Source organism: Clostridium autoethanogenum DSM 10061 (assembly GCF_001484725.1).
Classification (GTDB): Bacteria; Bacillota; Clostridia; order Clostridiales; family Clostridiaceae; genus Clostridium_B; species Clostridium_B ljungdahlii.
Genome location: NZ_CP012395.1, coordinates 1,747,505 through 1,765,659 on the forward strand (window position 1 = coordinate 1,747,505; position 18,155 = coordinate 1,765,659).

The window sequence follows — 18,155 nt, forward strand, 5'->3', positions numbered from 1 at the left end:
TAACTCATTCCATATCCTTTTTAAACTATTTTATTTAAATCAATTCCATCAGGATATGCCTAAAAATCTACCCATAGTTACAAAAACGTTTACGGGTAATTTATAATTCATTTATAAGTATTTGTCTTTATTTTTCTAAACTCTTCATTACGTTATCAACGATAGGATAAAAAACTTTTTCAAGGTCTTCATCTTCATCTTTATATGTAGGGTCTGATAAATTACCTATGCTATTTAAAACAGGAATTTCTCCTAAAAGCTTCAAATTCATTTCTTCTAAAAACTTAGTTGTACTTTCTCCATTAAATAGTTTTATTTTTTTACCGCAATCCGGGCAAGTTATGTAACTCATATTTTCAATAACACCTAATACATCAATATCAATTGCCCTTGCCATATTTACAGCTTTTGAAACTATCATTGAAACTAAATCCTGGGGAACAGATACCATAACTATTCCATTTATAGGAATAGATTGCATAACTGTCAGTGCAACATCACTTGTTCCTGGAGGCATATCAATAACTAAATAATCAAGTTCTCCCCATAGTACATCCGTCCAAAATTGTTTAACTACACCCCCAATCATCGGTCCTCTCCAAATGACAGGATCATTTTCATTGTCCACTAATAAATTTAGAGACATAACCTTTATACCATCATCTGTATCTACAGGATGCATTAGTTCTCCATCTGAAATAACTTTTTTATCTTTTAGTCCAACAAGCCTTGGTACACTTGGGCCTGTTATATCTGCATCTAAGATTCCTGTACTATATCCCAGTTCCTTTAAACGTTTTGCAATAAGAACTGAAATTGAAGATTTTCCTACTCCACCTTTTCCACTCATAACACCAATAATTTTTTTTACTTTGTTTAAAGGATTATTTTCAATCATGCATTTCTGCTTATCCTTATCACATCCCCCATTAGATGGGCATGAATTACATTCTGACATAAAATCATCTCCTAAATTTATAATTAGCATTTGCTACTTATATAATAACTCCATTTATAATTATTATCAAATGCCAATTATAATAATCATTTTTCCATTTAAAACAAAATATCAATCACAGCGTTTTTTTCGCAATAATTCTTCTAACTCATTAATGCGTTTATTTATTTGTTCTATCTCTGCTTCATATTTTCCTACTGTAGCACTAGATAAATGAATGCCTTTCTGTCCTAGTACAAGTGATCTTTCTTCTTCTATATCTTCAAGAGAGTCTTTAAATTCTGCAAGTTTTTTTTCTAATTCAGGAATACTCATTTTTTCAAAATCATACATTATAATCTACACTCCTTTTTATTATTAGTATCCTGCACAATATCACAATCATTAATTCACGATTACTGCTTTCCCAACTAAATGAAATTCATTGTTATCTTTACTACTTTATTGTACATAAATCTATAAAACGTTTCATTGTCTCTGTTAAATATTTGTTTTTATGATATATGATTTTAAACTTTCTTTTAAATTTAATACCTTTAACAGGTATTTCGCAAAGGGTACCAGAGGATAATTCATTTATCACTGAATTTCTAGAAATAACTGACACTCCCAATCCTTCTGCAACTGCAATTTTTATAGTATCAGTATTGTTACATATCCAGGAAGCCTTCCATGATAATTCATTTTCTATCATTTTATCTTCAAATGTCTTACGAGTTCCACTTCCTTTTTCACGAATAATAAATTTTTCTTTTTGAAGTTCGCAAGATTCCACATAAGGAAGTTTTGCAAATCTGTGGCAAGCTCCACAAATAAGTATCAATTCATCATCCATAAATGGTTTGTTTAAAATATCTGAATTTGTCGTTTCTCCTTCTACAAGACCTATGTCAATTTCATCGTGAAGAAGCATTTTTTCAATTTTTGTAGTATTTTCTTCATACACTTGTATATCAGTTTCTGGATATACTTTTTGAAAATGTGAAACAAATTTAGGTAAAACATAAGCTCCAACAGTAACACTCGCGCCAATGCGGATAGAACCATTTTCATGCAAAGTTTTCATATCATTTTCTAATTCCGTATTTAATTTGATAATATACCTAGCATAACTCATCAGTTTTTCTCCTGCCTGAGTCAGATAAAGTTTTCTTGAAAGCCGTTCAAAAAGTCGTATGCCATAGTGACTTTCAAGTTCAGAAATTGCCTGACTAACTGCTGACTGAGACATAAAAAGTGTTTCAGAAGCCTTAGTCATATTCATTTTGTCACATACAGCAACAAATATTTTAAAATGTCTTAAAGTCATAATATTCTCCTTACACATTAGTATATACTTATTACATTCATTAAATAATAATATTTTACTTATATAATGTCAAGGTGTATTATGAATTGCAGATAGGGGGAAATCTTATGAAAACAATAACTAATAAAGTATCAGGAATTATACTTGCACTAATTATAGCTATTCCAGCATGGCTACTTGGAAACGCTTTTTCTATTATAGGAAGCCCTGTGATCGGAATTTTATTTGGAATGATTTTAGCGTTTTGGAAAAGGCCAAGCTATTTTAACGAAGGTATAACCTATACTGCCAAAAAACTACTTCAATATTCCATTATCCTTATGGGTTTTGGCATGAATCTTTTTAACGTTTTTAAAGTAGGAAAACAAACAATTCTTTTAATGACTTTCACACTAACAGCAGCATTTATTACTGCTTATATTGTAGGTAAATTATTAAAGATAAATGGGAAAACGGCAACTTTAATTGGCGTTGGTTCTTCCATATGTGGTGGTTCAGCTATTGCAGCAACAGCTCCTGTTATTAATGCAAATGAACAAGAAGTTGCCCATTCTATATCAACCATATTTCTTTTTAATGCCATTGCAGCCTTTTTATTTCCATTCCTCGGACATTTATTTGGCATGAGTAATCAATGCTTTGGGCTTTGGGCCGGAACAGCTGTTAATGATACTTCATCTGTAGTAGCTGCTGGTTATTCTTACAGCAATGCAGCAGGCAATCTTGCAGTCATAGTAAAACTTACAAGAACCCTGGCTATTGTTCCAATTACATTGGTTCTGGCTATTTACACTTCTAAGAAGGAAGCTAAAAATAAAGAAGGCTCTTATAGTCTAAGTAAAATATTTCCCTGGTTCGTACTTGGTTTTGTAGCTGCATCAGTAATTAGCACATTTATTCCATTACCAGCTGTATTTACTACGTTTTTATCACAGGTAGGAAAATTTATTATTGTAATGGCAATGGTATCTGTGGGGTTAAATACTAATATTATAAAACTTGTAAAAAATGGTTTGAGTCCAATTTTATTAGGCTTTATATGCTGGATAGTTTTAGCACTTACTTCACTTGGCGTTCAACATTTCATAATGGGAATTTTTTAAGTATATGTCAGTAAATATTTATAACTCAACTTTCGCACATATAAAACTTTGACTTAATATAAAAATATTGCGTAGCAATATTTTTGAGAGGACAGTGAAGGAGGAAAACTCACCTTCATTGTCCTCTGTCCTCTGTCAATTGTCCTCTTGAAAAAGTTGCGTCGTAATTTACTTAAACTGCGAAAATTAAGTTTACAATAGTTTAAAGAAGTCGAATTTTATGAAAATTAATATCTCCATTATCTTTAACTTTTACACTAATATCACTTAAAAACATCATATGTCCATTAAGGTTCCAGTAGAAATTCAACTTAAGATATCTTTGTCCTTATATTCTTCCAAATATATATTTCCTTATTTAGTCACAAGTGATATTATGAAAGCAAGTAATATTGATAAATAAAACACAAAGATACGTCATTTCTTGTTCAGAATATGGATTTTCTTATTATAGCAAACTTATTAAAAATGAATGATAACTTTAAAGGAGATGTATAATTAATATGGTTAGTGCAAAAAGACAAAAAGAAATGAAATCATTAGGATTTTTATTACAAAATGACAAAGAACATTATTCTGTCAGATTTTTAAGTAAAGCCGGCAATTTTACAGTAGAAGAATTAAACAACATTAATAAAATTGCGGAAAAATATGGACGAGGGTATTCAGGACTTACAACAAGACTTCAAATTGAAGTTCCATGGATCAAGGATGAAGATGCAGAAAAAGTAATTCAAGAAGCTAAAGCTTTAGGTTTACGCCATGGTGGTACAGGCCAAAAAGTAAGACCTTTAGTTTCCTGTAAGGGAACTGTATGCCTCCATGGTAATATTGACACCCAAGCAATTTGCAGAGAATTAGACCGCAAATATTTTGGAACTGATACTCCACATAAATGTAAAATAGGAATAGTTGGGTGTGCTAATAACTGTGGAAAGGCTAATATAAATGATATCGGAGTTATGGGAAGATGTGTACCTAAATTTGATTCAGATAATTGTGTTGGCTGTGGAGTTTGCGTAACAAATTGCCGACAAAAAGCATTACAGTTAGTAGACAAAAAAATAGTTCATAATAAAAATTTATGTGTAGAATGTGGTGAATGTGTACGAGTATGCAACAGTAATGCTGTTACTGCTAAAGAAAAAGGTGCAGAAATATTTGTTGGTGGAAGATTCGGAAGAGGAATGAGAATTGGAGACTCACTTGGCAAAATATTCAAGGAAGAAGAAATAGTATCAGTTGTAGATACCATTATGGAGTATTATAGACAAATTGGCAATAAAGGTGAAAGAATTTCAGGAGTTATGGATAGGATTGGAAAAGAGAAATTTGTAGCTAATGTGTTAAACAAAATTGATTAATTATTCTACATAATAATCAGTGAAATCATAAAGCATGTCAAGAATATCTTTTAAAAAAGATATTCTTGACATGCTATTTTTACATCTTTCGGCTATTTAAGAAATCCTTTTAATATAGTATCTTCCGCTTCTTTTTCCGAAAGTCCTAATGACATAAGTTTTATAAGCTGATCACTAGCAATTTTTCCTATAGCAGCTTCATGTATAAGTTGTGAGTCTGAATGAAATGCTGATATTCTAGGTATAGATTGTACCGTTGCTTCATCCATTATTATGGAATCACATTGAATATGACCCATGCATCTCTCATATCCAGACATATTTAAATGAAATAGTTGTTTTGACTCGTCTCGTGCTACAGAACGAGAAATTATTCGTGCAGAAGAATCTCTTCCTACCATTTCCACATTTATCTTAGACTCTGCATCTTGATTTTTATATGTAAGAAGTCTCTCTGATACTACAGCTCTAGCATTTTTATGAAGCTTTATTTCTGTATCCCTTTTAGTACTGCTTACTCCTTTTATTTGGACTAGCTCTAATTCAGCAAATCCTCCTTCTTCAACTTCTATTATCGTTTTAGGATTCAATATTCTCTCACCATTCCCACTGCCTTCTCCAAAATGTCTCTCTACATATTTTATGCGAGCACCTTTCCTGACAAAAAATTCATGGACTCCATCATGCTGGGACTTTTTATCACCTGGATTATGTATACCACAACCTGCCACTATAAGTACATCTGACCCCTCACCAATTTCAAAAGTGTTATATACAACATCATTTAACCCTTCTTGTGTTAAAATTACAGGTATATGTACACTTTCACTTTTAGTACCAGGTTTTACTATTATGTCTATACCCGGCTTATCTTTTTTTGTAACTATATCTATATTGGCTGTAGTATTTCTTGCAACCTTTTCTCCATTTCTTCTTATATTATAAGCACCAATTGGCAATTCATGAAGTCCTGACATTTGACTTAACATACTTTTATCCAATTCATCCAACATCTAAAAAGTACCTCCTTTTTGACAAACCTCGCCGCATTTACAATTATCATTCTTTTTTATTTTATCAAGTATATTCTCTTTTGAAGTTATTTCTTTAATTTGACCATCTGCAAGTATGATAACCTCATCTGCTAAATTTAAAATTCTCTCTTGGTGAGATATTATAATTATAGCTGTTTCTTTCTTTTTATTCATATCTTCAAAAGTTTCAACTAATTTGTTAAAACTCCATAAATCTATTCCTGCTTCAGGCTCATCAAACAATGCAACTTTGAGGTTTCTAGCAAGTATAGTTGCTATTTCTATTCTCTTAAGTTCACCACCGGAAAGACTTGAATCAACATCCCTATTTATATAATCTTGAGCACAAAGTCCTACATCCTGAAGTAATTTACATGTATTTACCTTATTATCCCCTGCAGCTAGGTTTAGCAATTGATTTACTTTTATACCTTTAAATCTTGCAGGCTGTTGGAATGCAAAGCCTATACCCTTTTTAGCTCTCTCGGTAATATCTAAATCTGCGATATTTTCTTCATCTAATAATATATCTCCCGAAGAAGCTTTATATATTCCCATTATTGTTTTGGCTAAAGATGATTTACCACCACCATTTGGGCCAGTAATTACATATATTTTATTCTTTTCAAACTTTAAGTTTATATCTTTTAAAATATTGATTTTTCCATTATCATTTTTTATTTCAAGACATAAATTTTTTAATTCTAACATCTATCTAATCCTCCTTATTATATTAAAATTATTTTCGTGCCCTATGTATAATTATAGCATATGCTAATTATATATCAATTTCAACTTAAAAATATTACGAAGCAATTAATTCATAATGCACAATTAAGGGTAATTTTCTTCCATTAAAACTTTAGAAAATCTAAAATTAATCTTAATACGTAAAAATGCATATAAAAAAAATGATATTGTTCTTATTATAATCAATATCATTTTAGTAAAATATATGTTTTATTTTGAGAATGCCTTATCATTATAAAACTAAATAACTTCTACAGGATCACCAACATTTATTCTTCCACCTTTAACTACTATACCAAATCTACCTTCCCTACTAACTATATAAGGTCTGCCATATTCTTTGTATTTATCTTTTCCTATATAAAGTATTTTAATTACAACTTCTCCAATTCGAATTGAACTATCAACGCCAAGATTGTTAAGAGGAATACCTGATATAGTGATATTTTCAGTAAATCCACCTTTTTTTACTTCCTCAATTTTATCAGAAGGAACCCTTTCCAAAGCCTCTACAGGTAATATACTTATCTGCCTATCCCAATTTCCTGCATGTGCATCCCCCTCAATACCAAATTCTTCAATAACATTAACTGAGGGAACTTGAACTTTTTCAGTTCCTCTTTTTTCACTAATATTTAAAGACACTACTTTTCCCATTAAACTCTGCCCCCATATTTAAATTTTTATTTAATATGTTTTACATAGTATTTAATTTGATACTTCTTATCTAAATTATCTTAAACAGTATATGTTTTGTTTACCTATATATAACAATATCAAAGAAATTCTAACAAATCAATTAATTTCAGGTAAAAAATAAGCTTATATTGTGATTATAGGAACATCTATAATATAAGCTTATTTTTTGTTTATGCATGAATTATTTATACATCACTGCTACTTTTTCCAACAAAACCATGCCACTTTAGAAGTTATCTTTTCTTCTACAATCCCATTTATTGCTTTGCTTTCTATGTAATCTCTAATTAAAACTTTATCTTTTTCTGTTAGAGACTTTTTTCTTCCAAAATTAAGTAAACATTTTTTGTAAAATTGATCTACAGTCTGACTTTTACTCCAATCTGAATCTACATAAGTTATCTTTGGATAATAGCCCATATTCCATAGTATATTAAGGGCACTGTACATTTTATTCCCATAGGGCTTATCATTATGGCATCCTAAAATTATCTCAGAAATCTCATTTTTTAAGCTATCTTTTCTCTCTACAAATCCACTTAGAAAATACAAGTTTGTGCCACAATCAATCATTTTTATAAGATCTTCACAGCTATCTACAGCTGGTGTCATAGATGCAAAAACCAAATCAAATTTTTCTTTCCATCTAAATTCTTCTAAGTTTAAGTCTGGCCATGCCTTTTTTACAAATTTTACATTATTTCTGCACTTTGCTTTTAAATTTTTTTGGGCATATTCCAACATATTTTCAGAAATATCTACTGCAGTAACACATTCAGATATTTCCGAAAACTTTCTAGAATAAAATCCTGTACCGCATCCTATATCCAATACGTTCTTAAATTTATTATTTTTACTTGCTTCAATAAATTCTAGTATAGAGATAAAATCTCTACTCTCTTTTTCCTCTATATCTTTGCTATTAAACTCTTCAGCCTTTTGATCCCAAAATTTTTCTTCCATATCATATGATTTCTTTGAAATACTCCATAAATTAGAAAAAAAGTTTATGTCCATTCTTTTTACCACCTTTGTGTATATTCTTCAATAGGTTCTATTTTGCATCCTATATCAATAGGTTTTGCATAATAAACACAGGTTGTTACAACAGCATCAATTCCTGTTTCAACATAATCTTGAATATTGCTTTCATTAATTCCACCAGCAGCTAATATAACCATAGATGGATTAATATCTCTTAGAATACTTATATTTTCCTTTAACTTATTGCATGGAACCTTATCAAATTGAATTCCATCAATTCCATTTTTACAAAGTTCAACTGCATCTTCTAGTGAATCAACTTCAGCTATTACTTTTTTTTCACAAACCTTACCTTTAATTTTCTTAATCATCTTAGCTAATTCATGAATACCGCCTAAAAAATTTAAATGCTGTTTAAAAATCAGTATTGTCTCCGATAATCCTAATCTATGGGGAAAGCCTCCCCCTGAAACAACTGCTTTTATAGCTAATTCTTTAGTACCAGGTATATTTTTTCTTGTAGTTATAACAGAAACATCTGAATTTATATTAACTGCCTTATCAACTAATTTCTTTGTTTTAGTAGCAATGCCAGAACTGTAGTCAATAATATTTTGACAGATTTTCCATGCCATATGTAAGTCACTGGCACTGCCCTTTCCTTCAAGAAAAACCTCATTTTTATTTACTAAACTGCCAGAAGATTTTATTTTTGTCAATTCTATATTTAATTTATGAAATATTCTCGCAGCTTCTTCCGTTCCGCATATCACTGCCTCTTCCCTTGAAAAAAATTGTATCTTGCCTTTTTTATTACCAATTTCTAAAACTAAAGTAGTTAAGTCAATATAAGGAACATCTTCTTTAATGAATTTGTCAATGAGTTCATCTGAAATATACATTTGTAACGTCTCCCCTCTATTAAAACATTTTAATCACAGACTATGACCTATAAAATCTTCCACATACTTTGATTTAGGATGATTAAATATTTCACCAGCAGTGCCTATTGGTAAAATTACAACAGACCTTGCAAAGCAATTTCATTATAAAAATAAACAAAACTAATTAATACTAAATTTAATTAATTGATATTATTGATTTTTATCCATTTATGTTAATTGTATCAAAAACATAATACTAAATCAATTATGTTCAATATCTGCGTTAATAGAAAATGGTCCATACTTTAACTTAAAATATGGACCATTTTATGTGTACTTTAAATGAAATTTTACGTATATATAAAATTTTTTTAAAGCTTCATTTCTGTGTATAATCTTTGTAATCCGGTTTAAACCACTTTATAGATATACTTACTTTACCTGTTTCATCCTTAGGATTTACTTTTAAATCATCATTATCTATCTTAGATTTATTTATTAATAACACTGTATTTTTAGGATTATCACAATAAAAAGTAATTCCTCTTATATTGTCAATTGTAGGAATATATCTTCCAAATATGGGGTCATTTATGGAAGTTATGTTAATATAAGTTTTGCCGTTTTGAGTTAATTTCTGATAGGTTAAGTACTTATGTATATCAGCATAATTTAAAACTCTGGAAGTCTTCGCAACAAGTATTTTATTGTTGTCCTGGTATTCTTTTAATAGTTTCAGTGAGCTTATATTATCTTGTGTAAATAAATCTTCTGTGTCAATACCCAAGTGTTGTGCCACTATACTGTACTGTTTATTATTTACTATACTGTCAAGATTGGCTTTCGTGAGCTGTTTGTGAATATATTTTGGAGTCCAGATCCAATCTATTTTATTATTTACTAAATCATTTGTATACCTATGGAATCCCCACACTTTTTTGCCATCTCTCAATGAAATTTCATAGAGTGGATAATTGTGTCCAAATTTGTGATCTGACCATGAATCCCAAACATATTTAATACCACTTTTTAAAGTTATGTCTGTATGATAGTAAGGTGATTTAGGGTTGTCCCCTTGTTGATAACTCATAAAATTTCCAGTACCATATGCACCAAAATTTTGTTTATTAGCTTTATTACCATGGTTTATCCATACCGTTTGTTTTAAGTTTTCAGAATTCAAAACGTTCCATGCATTTTCAGCCAAATTTCTATTAAAAAGAGTACCTCTTTGATTTTCAGTTGAAAAATCTCCAAAAGTATGGATACAATCTATCCATCCTGACTTAATATAGTGAGTTATCTCATCAGCATTATGTTTTTCAGTTTGACTTGTCCCATTAAAAAATGTCATTATGCTTTTCACATTATGTCTTCCATGAACATCAACTACAGAGTTGCTGTTATCACCCATATACATCCAAAATGAATCTCCAATATCTAATCCTAGTCCTTGCCCATATGATGTCTCAGATTTGGTATTTAAAAACTTGTGATATGTTTTAAATTCCTCCAATGTTCCATCATCAATATCAGAACATATTGCAAGCATAGAACTGTAAGGGTATGGAAACTTCCTCAAATCTTTATTCTGGGAATCAGTAGTTTCAGGAATTGAATTTAATGCATTTTTAGGTATATCATCCTGAGTTTTTTTAGTTTTATGGGAATTTGCAGAAGCTGATACTTCTACAGAATTAGTCAATTTTTTTTGAAGGTGAAATTTATAGCTGCAAAAAGAAGCCACTATAATTACTAGTGTAAAACAAATTAAAGTTGTAGTCTTAAATTTTTTATTTTTCTTAATTCTTTTTGTTCTTCTTGATCTTGGCATAAGTCACATCCTCATATAAATTATTTGTTAATAAAAAGAGTACTATGTCTCTTTTCACTTTCTCATAATTATCAAATTTAGTCTACATTATGTTAAAAATCCTATATAAGTATAAACTTTGCCAACCTGTATGTCAAACATTTAATATTTTCCTATATTGTGGAATATAGTCAAGATAGTGAACTAATTTATTTAGAAGAATTGTTCCAACACCTTCCACATCTTAAACAAGCTTTAGTAGAATAATCATTACAATATCCAGACTTACTCTGCTTAAATTCTTTTTCCACTTTTATTATTCTTTTTAACCAACTTTCTTTATTTGTGTCTTTAAGTTTTAATTTCATAAGGCCCATAATTTAACCCTCCCTAAACATCACTAATTATCATATTGAATATAAGCATTATATTATAAAACACCTATATAATCTGTGATAAATGTTACCCTCTTTTCTAAAGGTTTGATATTAGAATAAATATTTTTCATATTGGAATACTGATTAGAGAGGTGAAAGATATGTCTAAAAGTAAAAAAAATGAAAACATAAAATCCAAAAACGTACAAGAAAAACTAAGCAATGCCGTTAATTCTACTCATAGTGATAACCAAAATGAAAATCATAACACAAAAAAAGAAGCATTAGGCTCAAACACTAAGAGATGATGAACTTGAATAGATTGTACCTCAATATTGAGTATCACTTGCTGAATGATTCGAAACCATCAGATTATTTAAAAGGACTCTATAATGATCCATTATTTCAGCAGTATCCCTTTGATATGCTTTACAAATTGAGTATTACGAAGCAATCTCCAAAATACCACCCAGAAGGTACTGTTTGGAATCATACTCTACTTGTAGTAGACGAAGCGGCAAATGTAAAATCAAAAAGTAAAAATCAAAAAGTATTTATGTGGGCATCACTGCTTCATGATATTGGGAAACCTTCTACCACCAGGGACAGAAAGGGTAAAATAACTTCCTATGACCATGATAAGGTTGGAGCAGCTCTATCAAAAGAATTTCTGCTATTTTTTACACAAGATAAAGACTTCATTGAAGAAGTTTGTGAGCTTATCAGATACCATATGCAAATACTATTTGTAGTAAATAATTTGCCCTTTGCAGACATACAGGGTATGAAAGAGCACACAGATATCCATGAAGTGGCTTTACTAGGCTTATGCGATAGAATTGGAAGATTAAATAGCGATAGAAAAAAAGAGAATCATACCCTTCATCAGTTTCTCCAAAAATGCAAATAAGTTTACTTTTTTAATGTGTCATTTCAAATAAAAAAGCCGTAAAGTTTTTTATTTGCTCCCCTTAAAGTAGACAGATTAAAAAATAAAAGTCTGTTTATGGATAGGGGAGCATATTAATATCTCCAATACGGTCTTTTATAAAATTATTTGCTACAAATCAATAAATCTTTTATGTATTCCTAAATTTAGACTGTTTATTAGTGTGATCCTTTGCCATTATTATCATTACTACCAGAACCAGCATTAGAGGTATTAATATCTGTTGAAGCTGGCCGAATATATGGCAATGTATAACTTACATTCACATCTTCTCCATTAAATGCTACTGTATAGAGTAAATTTTGATCACTGTATCCTGTACCATTTGTAAAGTTGGTGCTTAAATATTTAGAGAAGGATTGACCATTAATTTTATAAGTTAAAGTATAATTTTCCTGAACATTTCCTCCGTTAGCATCATTTCCAGTCCATTTAGAGCTAATACTGCTGGGTTCTACTAAAACATCACTTACAACCGGAGCTGGTGCTGCTGGTGCAGTAAATGTAAAATCTTGTGAATAGTCTGGTGACCTATCATCCTTTGCAGTATAAGTATAAGTTGTTGAAGGATCTATTGATATAAATTCTTGATTTTCTTCAATTTGACCATTACTTAGATTCTTAATAAGAGTGAAACTCAAATTATATTTATTATCTGACCAATTCCAATTAGAATCAACTACCGGTTTTATCTCAAAACTTTTAATATTTACAGGTGGTATTTGGTTACCTACATTAGCAGGTCCACCATCATACGTTGGATCTTCCCCTAGAATTGAAACCGAACTTTCGCCAGAAACAGTTCCTGTTACTCCTTTAGAAGTTTTTGTTCCATCATCCCAAACTTTTATTAAGTCATAAGAATAGGGATATTGATTTTGATTTCTGTCATAAGCTCCAAAAGTAAAATTGCTATACTCAAAACTATTAACATAAGCTACATGAATATTTTGTTTTTGATCAGGGGCAGATGTATGAGTTTGTCCAGCTGTTTTTCCATTTTTATAAATTGTTTTTGCACTAAGTTTATAATTTACATTGCCTTTAAATGCAGATGGATCTACTTTAACAGAATAAGTATAAGTTTTGTCGGCAACATTTGTAACTGTGATATTACTATCAGGAATAGGGCTTCCATTAGGATCTGTAACGGTAAATACCAACTGAGGTCCATCAATAATAATAGTTCCCGTTAATGTAACTTCCTTAGTTACATTATGATAGACTTGACTTTGAATTGCTGTAGGCATAATCATCCCAGTTTTTATATTTTGTTCTGTTCTGCCTGTAACAACGGTATTTGTTGAAGCTGGAGCTGCAAATACAATAGAAGATGTGTTTGAAACTAATAGGCCTGCTAAGATTGACATACATACTAATTTTTTGTTCATACTATAATCTCCTCCTAGTAAATACTACGAGGCCGGTTACACTACTAGCTCAATATAGCTTAAGTGTCCAAAATACAAGCTATACTTCATCACTTCCATCTAATCGTATTATATCATGGATTTAATACGAATAAAATTAGTATAAAAAATTTTTTATGTCCAAAAATTTTACTATTTGGGCTTTATTAATGTTAATTATATCATAACCTATACAATAAAATATGATTACTTACATATAAGATATCTGTAATTGAAAAATCAACTTAGTGTCCTTACCCAATCACATAAAGTATGAAGTATAGCTGGTGCGGTAACATTTTCAGTTTTAATCATCATATATCCCAAAAATAAGCTAAAAAAGACTAGATAAAATATACTCGTAAAGGCTCCACTTAAAGACAGTCCAGCACTAAAAATTCTTTGAGGTAAGTGCATTAAAACCATCAAAGCAGAGGAAATCATCCACCCTTTATTTTTTCCAAGCCATATTATTAAATGAGTCTGCAAATACCCTCTAAACATAAATTCTTCAAAAAATCCAACTACAGCAAAATTTAATAGTCCCCAAAAATAATTAATGTTTAAATGTGTTATTGCTTTAATAATACTCATATCCATATAAACTAAAAATGATAATATATATATATTATACCTGTTATTATTCCTATAATAACTGACTTTCTTAGATTATGTTTCGACACACCCATGTTGACCCACGGCTGTTTTAAAAACTTTTTTGTTAATACTATAGGACTTATTATTACTAATGTTTTTTTGCTTCTTCAAATTCCTCTCTCCATTCTTCACAATGAGGTAATAATCTAACCTTATAACGCTCAACTCCTTGCATTCTTATGCCTCCCAATATGTAGATAATATTTTTTACGTCACATAATATAAATAATCTGTACTACAAATTACTAATTCATAAAGAATCCTGATTCAAATATTCATGGACTATTATTTCAGCATTCTTATTTAAATCTTCATCTCCATTTAGTCGAAGTACTTTACATGGTAACGAATTAGCCCATTGTGCATGTGTGCGCATACATGGAGAGCCATCGGTATCATATCTTGCTGAGTTATCAAGAAAACGGCAATGTTCTTCATACATATCGCCGCCTTCCATAATTCTCTTCCCATATACTTCATATTCTCTCTTATTAATTCTGGCAATTCTAGTATCAACGGATGCGGTAATATGTATTGCTAAATCAAATAATGGAACAAATGGTTTATTAAAGCTATCCATTGAGCCTGCCATCACGAAATGAGTTCCTTTTGATATATCCGTCATTAATCTGTTGATTTTTTCCTCATGAGTATACATAATAGTAAAAGGTTTATCTGTATCTTTTCTCCAAATATAATCGTCTATATCAAAATACGGAAAATCAAGTTTTTTTGCAACCAATTTTCCCAATGTTGTTTTTCCAGAACCAGATGAACCAAAAATAATAATTCCTCTTGCCATTTCTTTTAACCTCCTTAACGCCAAATTATAATTTGTATGAACATTCTTATATACTAAGTTATAGAAATAAAGCATCATTTATATTAGTACTTGGAACAGGTTTGAGGATAGGGGGAGGTAGTAGCTCTTAAGTGGTCTGACATAGATTTTGAAAATAATGAGCTTAAAGTTCAAAGAACTTTTAAAAGAGTATCTAAAATTAATATAGAAAATTCAGCGTAAAATAAAACTGCAATAATAGCAGTTGATAGAATTAATCATTTATTTGCCCTATAGTTTTAGGGCATTTTTTTATTTGTGCTTATATATTTTTTTCTGGGTTGTGTTATTTCATATAAAAAATGCTTTCACGAAATCGTGAAAGCATTGATATTTGGCAGGGGTAGTAGGTCTCGAACCTACAACCTACGGTGTAATAGAATGGACATCATGTTAAAATTATACAAGTTTATAAACCTTTATATATCAACGCCCTTCAGACATAGCTTGTCCTTCAAATAAACCTAAATACATTACTTTCTTCTCCCGGTTGTGTTACGGTTGTGTTACAGATTTGAGTGTAAATCTCTATAATTTTCTAGAATACAATTATATAAATAATTTCATTACATGGACCTACCTGCAAGATGAATGGATCACTTTTTTGCTTAATCTATGTTTTCTATAGTACGTTCTACTATATTAGCAAAATAATTTATTAAAACCTTTTCAAAAGCTTTTAATAAATTATTTTGCTACACTTAAATTTGTCTTTTTAATCTCACCTTTCTGTTCAATTTGATTTAGTTTCATTAGATATAATAAACATAATTCAATATTGATTCTCTTCTTAAACACAGAAAGAATATTTTCTTTAATATTATATTTTACTGTATTTATAGCATTCTTATTTTTTTTATTAACAAATCTTTTAGAATATGTTGCAAATGAAATAATAGCATTTATATACGTTGTACTATGAAAAATAATTTGTATTTTATAGCAAGCTATAGAACCTTTTAAATTGTGATTTTCATCAAATTGATCTTCTTCATCTTCAATATATTTGTTATGTTTTTTCGCATCTTCTTTTGAATTCCAGAATATCAGGTCTTGTCTAAAATCTAGAATCTGTTTAAAAGTGGAATTATCATTTAATAATTCAGTAGTTGAAATACTTCTTTCTGCGTATACACTCTCAGCAAGATACCACTCTTTACTTTCCTCCGGGAAATTATAATGTAGACACACATACATTTCATTACTATTTATTTTATAATCGCCATATGATAATGTCTTGCATAAAGACTCATTCAAACATTTTATAATTTGCTTTAGCTGTTCTTTGGGTTTACTAACAATCTGTGGTACTTTAATTTTATTATTCTTTATACCATATATTTGTTCTAATAGTGTTGCATATTTACAATCACATATTTCATTAGTGCTGGTACTTATCGTTTGCAATACCTGTAATCCCATTTTATCTTTATTATTATTTAATTCCTCATATTCATAGCACCTTTGGGCTAAAACTACTACTAATGAAAATAATATAACAATAAATGTTAAAATTGATCCCGGCCATGTAAGCGTTCTTTTATTGCCTGAAACTGAAATTAAATTTAAGTCTTGTCCACAAAAAGTGAGTATTAAAGAGAACCATATACTTGCAGTTGACATTATTAAGGATACTATTAACCATCTTTTTTGATTCCACTTATGTAAGGCAATTAATTTTCCTTTTAAAGACTTTCTTATATTCATCAATAGCTCCTTTTTCTATCTAATTTATATACTTCGAAGTAATGAATGTTCTCTTTATTTTTCTCTTTATTTTTCTCTTTATTTTTTATTTTATATACTTCCAAAATATTTTTATTTCTAACAACAGTTAGTTTTAATAACTTTAATACATTTAATATCAAACTACCACCCACCTTAATTGAATATAATATATAAATGAATATTTTTATTTAACTAATTCAAATCTCCATTTTTGTCTTATTTCAGGGTACTTCTCATGATCTACTTCACTAACAAACATATTTATTGGTCTAGCAAACACACCACAATCACCGTAAAGAGCTTTATATATAACTAATTCCTCTTCTGTTTCAGTATGTGTTGCGAAACCTAATATCAAATAATCCTTATTTTTAAAGTGTCTAACCATCTTTCCTTTATGATTTCGTAATTCTGTTTTTCTTTTTTCTAATTCATCCATATCTTTTCACACTCCTGAAATACATCTTAATATATAACTTTATTATAATCTTTCTGATATTTTTGTAAAGTTTGCATTATATTGTGTATTTTGTATGGAATATTAGTTTAATAATTGCGTTTTTATTCGTATAATAAAAGAAAGAATACCATGAAGTTGCAATTTTCCAAATAGCTATGTCCAATTTAGTTACATAAAGCTGAAGCACTGGCCAAGCTTTAACTCTTCGAACACTCAGACAAAAGCTTGGCCAGTGCCTTTATTTTTTATGGGATGCTCCGCCCCAATCCCAGGAGGTAATGCTCTACGGTCTTATAATAGGCTCGGTTTCCCTCGCACGGAAGCTTTGGACAAGCACTTTCTTTTTCACTTAATTTACGCCTCAATAATCACTAAAAGTAAAACATCTGTTATATACAAAACTTAACCCTGCAGCGTTCAAAACAAAGGCTAGTCCAAAGGCAAATTATATAAACTCTTTTGCACAACGCTTTAAATAAATACCGCTTTTATATCTTTATAAAATGAGTTTTTATACTTTTACAAAATAAAAATACCATAAACATATATCTATAAATTTAAAATATAATGCTATAACTTTTCCCTTATCACTAATAAAAATTATTATATATAAATATTACTGTAGACACACTTCTAATTGCACTTATGTACTTTTTAAATAATAAACCGCTGTATATTTTCTTCAAACACCAGCACTTTTTTAGTCCTCGTCAGCCTTATAATAGTTAGATTCCTGCAAAAAATAAAAGGAAGGCTTCCTGCGGATAAAGTGCTTCCTTAATAATTCATAAAAAGTTCCTGTTTTAACTGTACTGCCGATGTATTCCTCTGGGGTC

Annotated in this window: 20 protein-coding genes and 1 riboswitch; of the genes, 4 read left to right on the forward strand and 16 right to left on the reverse strand. The window is 29.8% G+C overall.

Annotated elements, in window-relative coordinates:
- Nucleotides 1-127 precede the first annotated feature (127 nt).
- From CLAU_RS07840 to CLAU_RS07850, 3 genes are all read right to left on the reverse strand, one after another.
- Nucleotides 128-958, reverse strand: coding sequence for an Mrp/NBP35 family ATP-binding protein (locus CLAU_RS07840; protein ID WP_023162350.1), 831 nt, complete (start codon nucleotides 956-958; stop codon nucleotides 128-130).
- Nucleotides 959-1,069: 111 nt separating this feature from the next.
- Entirely contained in the window at nucleotides 1,070-1,291 is a 222-nt protein-coding gene (locus CLAU_RS07845) for a hypothetical protein (protein ID WP_023162351.1), read from the reverse strand.
- A gap of 103 nt (nucleotides 1,292-1,394) precedes the next feature.
- Nucleotides 1,395-2,267 (reverse strand): LysR family transcriptional regulator, encoded by an 873-nt coding sequence (locus CLAU_RS07850; protein WP_023162352.1) that lies wholly within the window; start codon nucleotides 2,265-2,267, stop codon nucleotides 1,395-1,397.
- A 107-nt stretch (nucleotides 2,268-2,374) separates the two neighbouring features.
- On the opposite strand from CLAU_RS07850, the gene CLAU_RS07855 reads away from it, so the two are divergent.
- Both CLAU_RS07855 and CLAU_RS07860 read left to right on the forward strand, forming a co-directional pair.
- Entirely contained in the window at nucleotides 2,375-3,370 is a 996-nt protein-coding gene (locus tag CLAU_RS07855; RefSeq protein WP_023162353.1) for a YeiH family protein, read from the forward strand.
- A gap of 503 nt (nucleotides 3,371-3,873) precedes the next feature.
- Nucleotides 3,874-4,734, forward strand: coding sequence for a 4Fe-4S binding protein (locus CLAU_RS07860; protein ID WP_023162354.1), 861 nt, complete (start codon nucleotides 3,874-3,876; stop codon nucleotides 4,732-4,734).
- A gap of 92 nt (nucleotides 4,735-4,826) precedes the next feature.
- On the opposite strand, the gene CLAU_RS07865 is transcribed toward CLAU_RS07860, so the two are convergent.
- The 7 genes from CLAU_RS07865 to CLAU_RS20860 form a co-directional block, all read right to left on the reverse strand.
- A complete protein-coding gene (locus tag CLAU_RS07865; protein WP_023162355.1) occupies nucleotides 4,827-5,747 on the reverse strand; it encodes a SufB/SufD family protein in 921 nt (306 codons plus the stop codon).
- Nucleotides 5,748-6,479 carry an ABC transporter ATP-binding protein gene (locus CLAU_RS07870; RefSeq protein WP_023162356.1) on the reverse strand — a complete coding sequence of 244 codons (732 nt, stop codon included), beginning with the start codon at nucleotides 6,477-6,479 and terminating at the stop codon, nucleotides 5,748-5,750.
- Between the two features lie 279 nt (nucleotides 6,480-6,758).
- Nucleotides 6,759-7,175 carry an MOSC domain-containing protein gene (locus CLAU_RS07875; RefSeq protein ID WP_023162357.1) on the reverse strand — a complete coding sequence of 139 codons (417 nt, stop codon included), beginning with the start codon at nucleotides 7,173-7,175 and terminating at the stop codon, nucleotides 6,759-6,761.
- A 240-nt stretch (nucleotides 7,176-7,415) separates the two neighbouring features.
- On the reverse strand, nucleotides 7,416-8,234 hold the full coding sequence (locus CLAU_RS07880) for a class I SAM-dependent methyltransferase (RefSeq protein ID WP_023162358.1): 819 nt from the start codon (nucleotides 8,232-8,234) through the stop codon (nucleotides 7,416-7,418).
- A gap of 5 nt (nucleotides 8,235-8,239) precedes the next feature.
- The gene (gene modD / locus CLAU_RS07885; RefSeq protein WP_023162359.1) at nucleotides 8,240-9,103 is read right to left on the reverse strand and encodes a ModD protein; all 864 of its coding nucleotides are present in this window, start codon (nucleotides 9,101-9,103) and stop codon (nucleotides 8,240-8,242) included.
- Between the two features lie 361 nt (nucleotides 9,104-9,464).
- Nucleotides 9,465-10,919 (reverse strand): hypothetical protein, encoded by a 1,455-nt coding sequence (locus CLAU_RS07890; protein ID WP_023162360.1) that lies wholly within the window; start codon nucleotides 10,917-10,919, stop codon nucleotides 9,465-9,467.
- 188 nt (nucleotides 10,920-11,107) lie between these two features.
- Nucleotides 11,108-11,275 carry a hypothetical protein gene (locus tag CLAU_RS20860; protein ID WP_023162361.1) on the reverse strand — a complete coding sequence of 56 codons (168 nt, stop codon included), beginning with the start codon at nucleotides 11,273-11,275 and terminating at the stop codon, nucleotides 11,108-11,110.
- A gap of 161 nt (nucleotides 11,276-11,436) precedes the next feature.
- Here CLAU_RS20860 and CLAU_RS20865 point away from each other — a divergent pair, with 161 nt between their 5' ends.
- The gene (locus CLAU_RS20865) at nucleotides 11,437-11,583 is read left to right on the forward strand and encodes a hypothetical protein (RefSeq protein ID WP_023162362.1); all 147 of its coding nucleotides are present in this window, start codon (nucleotides 11,437-11,439) and stop codon (nucleotides 11,581-11,583) included.
- A complete protein-coding gene (locus CLAU_RS07895; RefSeq protein ID WP_023162363.1) occupies nucleotides 11,580-12,185 on the forward strand; it encodes an HDIG domain-containing metalloprotein in 606 nt (201 codons plus the stop codon). Before CLAU_RS20865 ends, CLAU_RS07895 begins: the two co-directional genes overlap by 4 nt.
- A gap of 197 nt (nucleotides 12,186-12,382) precedes the next feature.
- Here CLAU_RS07895 and CLAU_RS07900 read toward each other — a convergent pair whose 3' ends face one another.
- From CLAU_RS07900 to CLAU_RS07920, 6 genes are all read right to left on the reverse strand, one after another.
- Nucleotides 12,383-13,615, reverse strand: coding sequence for a hypothetical protein (locus CLAU_RS07900; RefSeq protein ID WP_023162364.1), 1,233 nt, complete (start codon nucleotides 13,613-13,615; stop codon nucleotides 12,383-12,385).
- A 21-nt stretch (nucleotides 13,616-13,636) separates the two neighbouring features.
- Nucleotides 13,637-13,721: riboswitch (cyclic di-GMP riboswitch) on the reverse strand.
- 152 nt (nucleotides 13,722-13,873) lie between these two features.
- Nucleotides 13,874-14,227: a CPBP family intramembrane glutamic endopeptidase gene (locus tag CLAU_RS07905; protein ID WP_158453201.1), complete on the reverse strand. Its 354-nt coding sequence runs from the start codon at nucleotides 14,225-14,227 to the stop codon at nucleotides 13,874-13,876.
- A gap of 313 nt (nucleotides 14,228-14,540) precedes the next feature.
- Nucleotides 14,541-15,092, reverse strand: coding sequence for an AAA family ATPase (locus tag CLAU_RS07910; protein WP_023162366.1), 552 nt, complete (start codon nucleotides 15,090-15,092; stop codon nucleotides 14,541-14,543).
- Between the two features lie 726 nt (nucleotides 15,093-15,818).
- Entirely contained in the window at nucleotides 15,819-16,838 is a 1,020-nt protein-coding gene (locus tag CLAU_RS07915) for a hypothetical protein (protein WP_023162367.1), read from the reverse strand.
- Nucleotides 16,838-16,999: a hypothetical protein gene (locus tag CLAU_RS20735; protein WP_023162368.1), complete on the reverse strand. Its 162-nt coding sequence runs from the start codon at nucleotides 16,997-16,999 to the stop codon at nucleotides 16,838-16,840. Before CLAU_RS20735 ends, CLAU_RS07915 begins: the two co-directional genes overlap by 1 nt.
- A gap of 44 nt (nucleotides 17,000-17,043) precedes the next feature.
- The gene (locus CLAU_RS07920; protein WP_023162369.1) at nucleotides 17,044-17,298 is read right to left on the reverse strand and encodes a DUF1653 domain-containing protein; all 255 of its coding nucleotides are present in this window, start codon (nucleotides 17,296-17,298) and stop codon (nucleotides 17,044-17,046) included.
- Between the last annotated feature and the right edge of the window lie 857 nt (nucleotides 17,299-18,155).

Coding starts and splice junctions, on each gene's coding strand:
- CLAU_RS07840 (WP_023162350.1), bottom strand. CDS start 958: ATGTCAGAATGTAATTCATGCCCATCTAATGGGGGATGTGATAAGGAT.
- CLAU_RS07845 (WP_023162351.1), bottom strand. CDS start 1,291: ATGTATGATTTTGAAAAAATGAGTATTCCTGAATTAGAAAAAAAACTT.
- CLAU_RS07850 (WP_023162352.1), bottom strand. CDS start 2,267: ATGACTTTAAGACATTTTAAAATATTTGTTGCTGTATGTGACAAAATG.
- CLAU_RS07855 (WP_023162353.1), top strand. CDS start 2,375: ATGAAAACAATAACTAATAAAGTATCAGGAATTATACTTGCACTAATT.
- CLAU_RS07860 (WP_023162354.1), top strand. CDS start 3,874: ATGGTTAGTGCAAAAAGACAAAAAGAAATGAAATCATTAGGATTTTTA.
- CLAU_RS07865 (WP_023162355.1), bottom strand. CDS start 5,747: ATGTTGGATGAATTGGATAAAAGTATGTTAAGTCAAATGTCAGGACTT.
- CLAU_RS07870 (WP_023162356.1), bottom strand. CDS start 6,479: ATGTTAGAATTAAAAAATTTATGTCTTGAAATAAAAAATGATAATGGA.
- CLAU_RS07875 (WP_023162357.1), bottom strand. CDS start 7,175: ATGGGAAAAGTAGTGTCTTTAAATATTAGTGAAAAAAGAGGAACTGAA.
- CLAU_RS07880 (WP_023162358.1), bottom strand. CDS start 8,234: ATGGACATAAACTTTTTTTCTAATTTATGGAGTATTTCAAAGAAATCA.
- modD (WP_023162359.1), bottom strand. CDS start 9,103: ATGTATATTTCAGATGAACTCATTGACAAATTCATTAAAGAAGATGTT.
- CLAU_RS07890 (WP_023162360.1), bottom strand. CDS start 10,919: ATGCCAAGATCAAGAAGAACAAAAAGAATTAAGAAAAATAAAAAATTT.
- CLAU_RS20860 (WP_023162361.1), bottom strand. CDS start 11,275: ATGGGCCTTATGAAATTAAAACTTAAAGACACAAATAAAGAAAGTTGG.
- CLAU_RS20865 (WP_023162362.1), top strand. CDS start 11,437: ATGTCTAAAAGTAAAAAAAATGAAAACATAAAATCCAAAAACGTACAA.
- CLAU_RS07895 (WP_023162363.1), top strand. CDS start 11,580: ATGATGAACTTGAATAGATTGTACCTCAATATTGAGTATCACTTGCTG.
- CLAU_RS07900 (WP_023162364.1), bottom strand. CDS start 13,615: ATGAACAAAAAATTAGTATGTATGTCAATCTTAGCAGGCCTATTAGTT.
- CLAU_RS07905 (WP_158453201.1), bottom strand. CDS start 14,227: ATGAGTATTATTAAAGCAATAACACATTTAAACATTAATTATTTTTGG.
- CLAU_RS07910 (WP_023162366.1), bottom strand. CDS start 15,092: ATGGCAAGAGGAATTATTATTTTTGGTTCATCTGGTTCTGGAAAAACA.
- CLAU_RS07915 (WP_023162367.1), bottom strand. CDS start 16,838: ATGAATATAAGAAAGTCTTTAAAAGGAAAATTAATTGCCTTACATAAG.
- CLAU_RS07920 (WP_023162369.1), bottom strand. CDS start 17,298: ATGGATGAATTAGAAAAAAGAAAAACAGAATTACGAAATCATAAAGGA.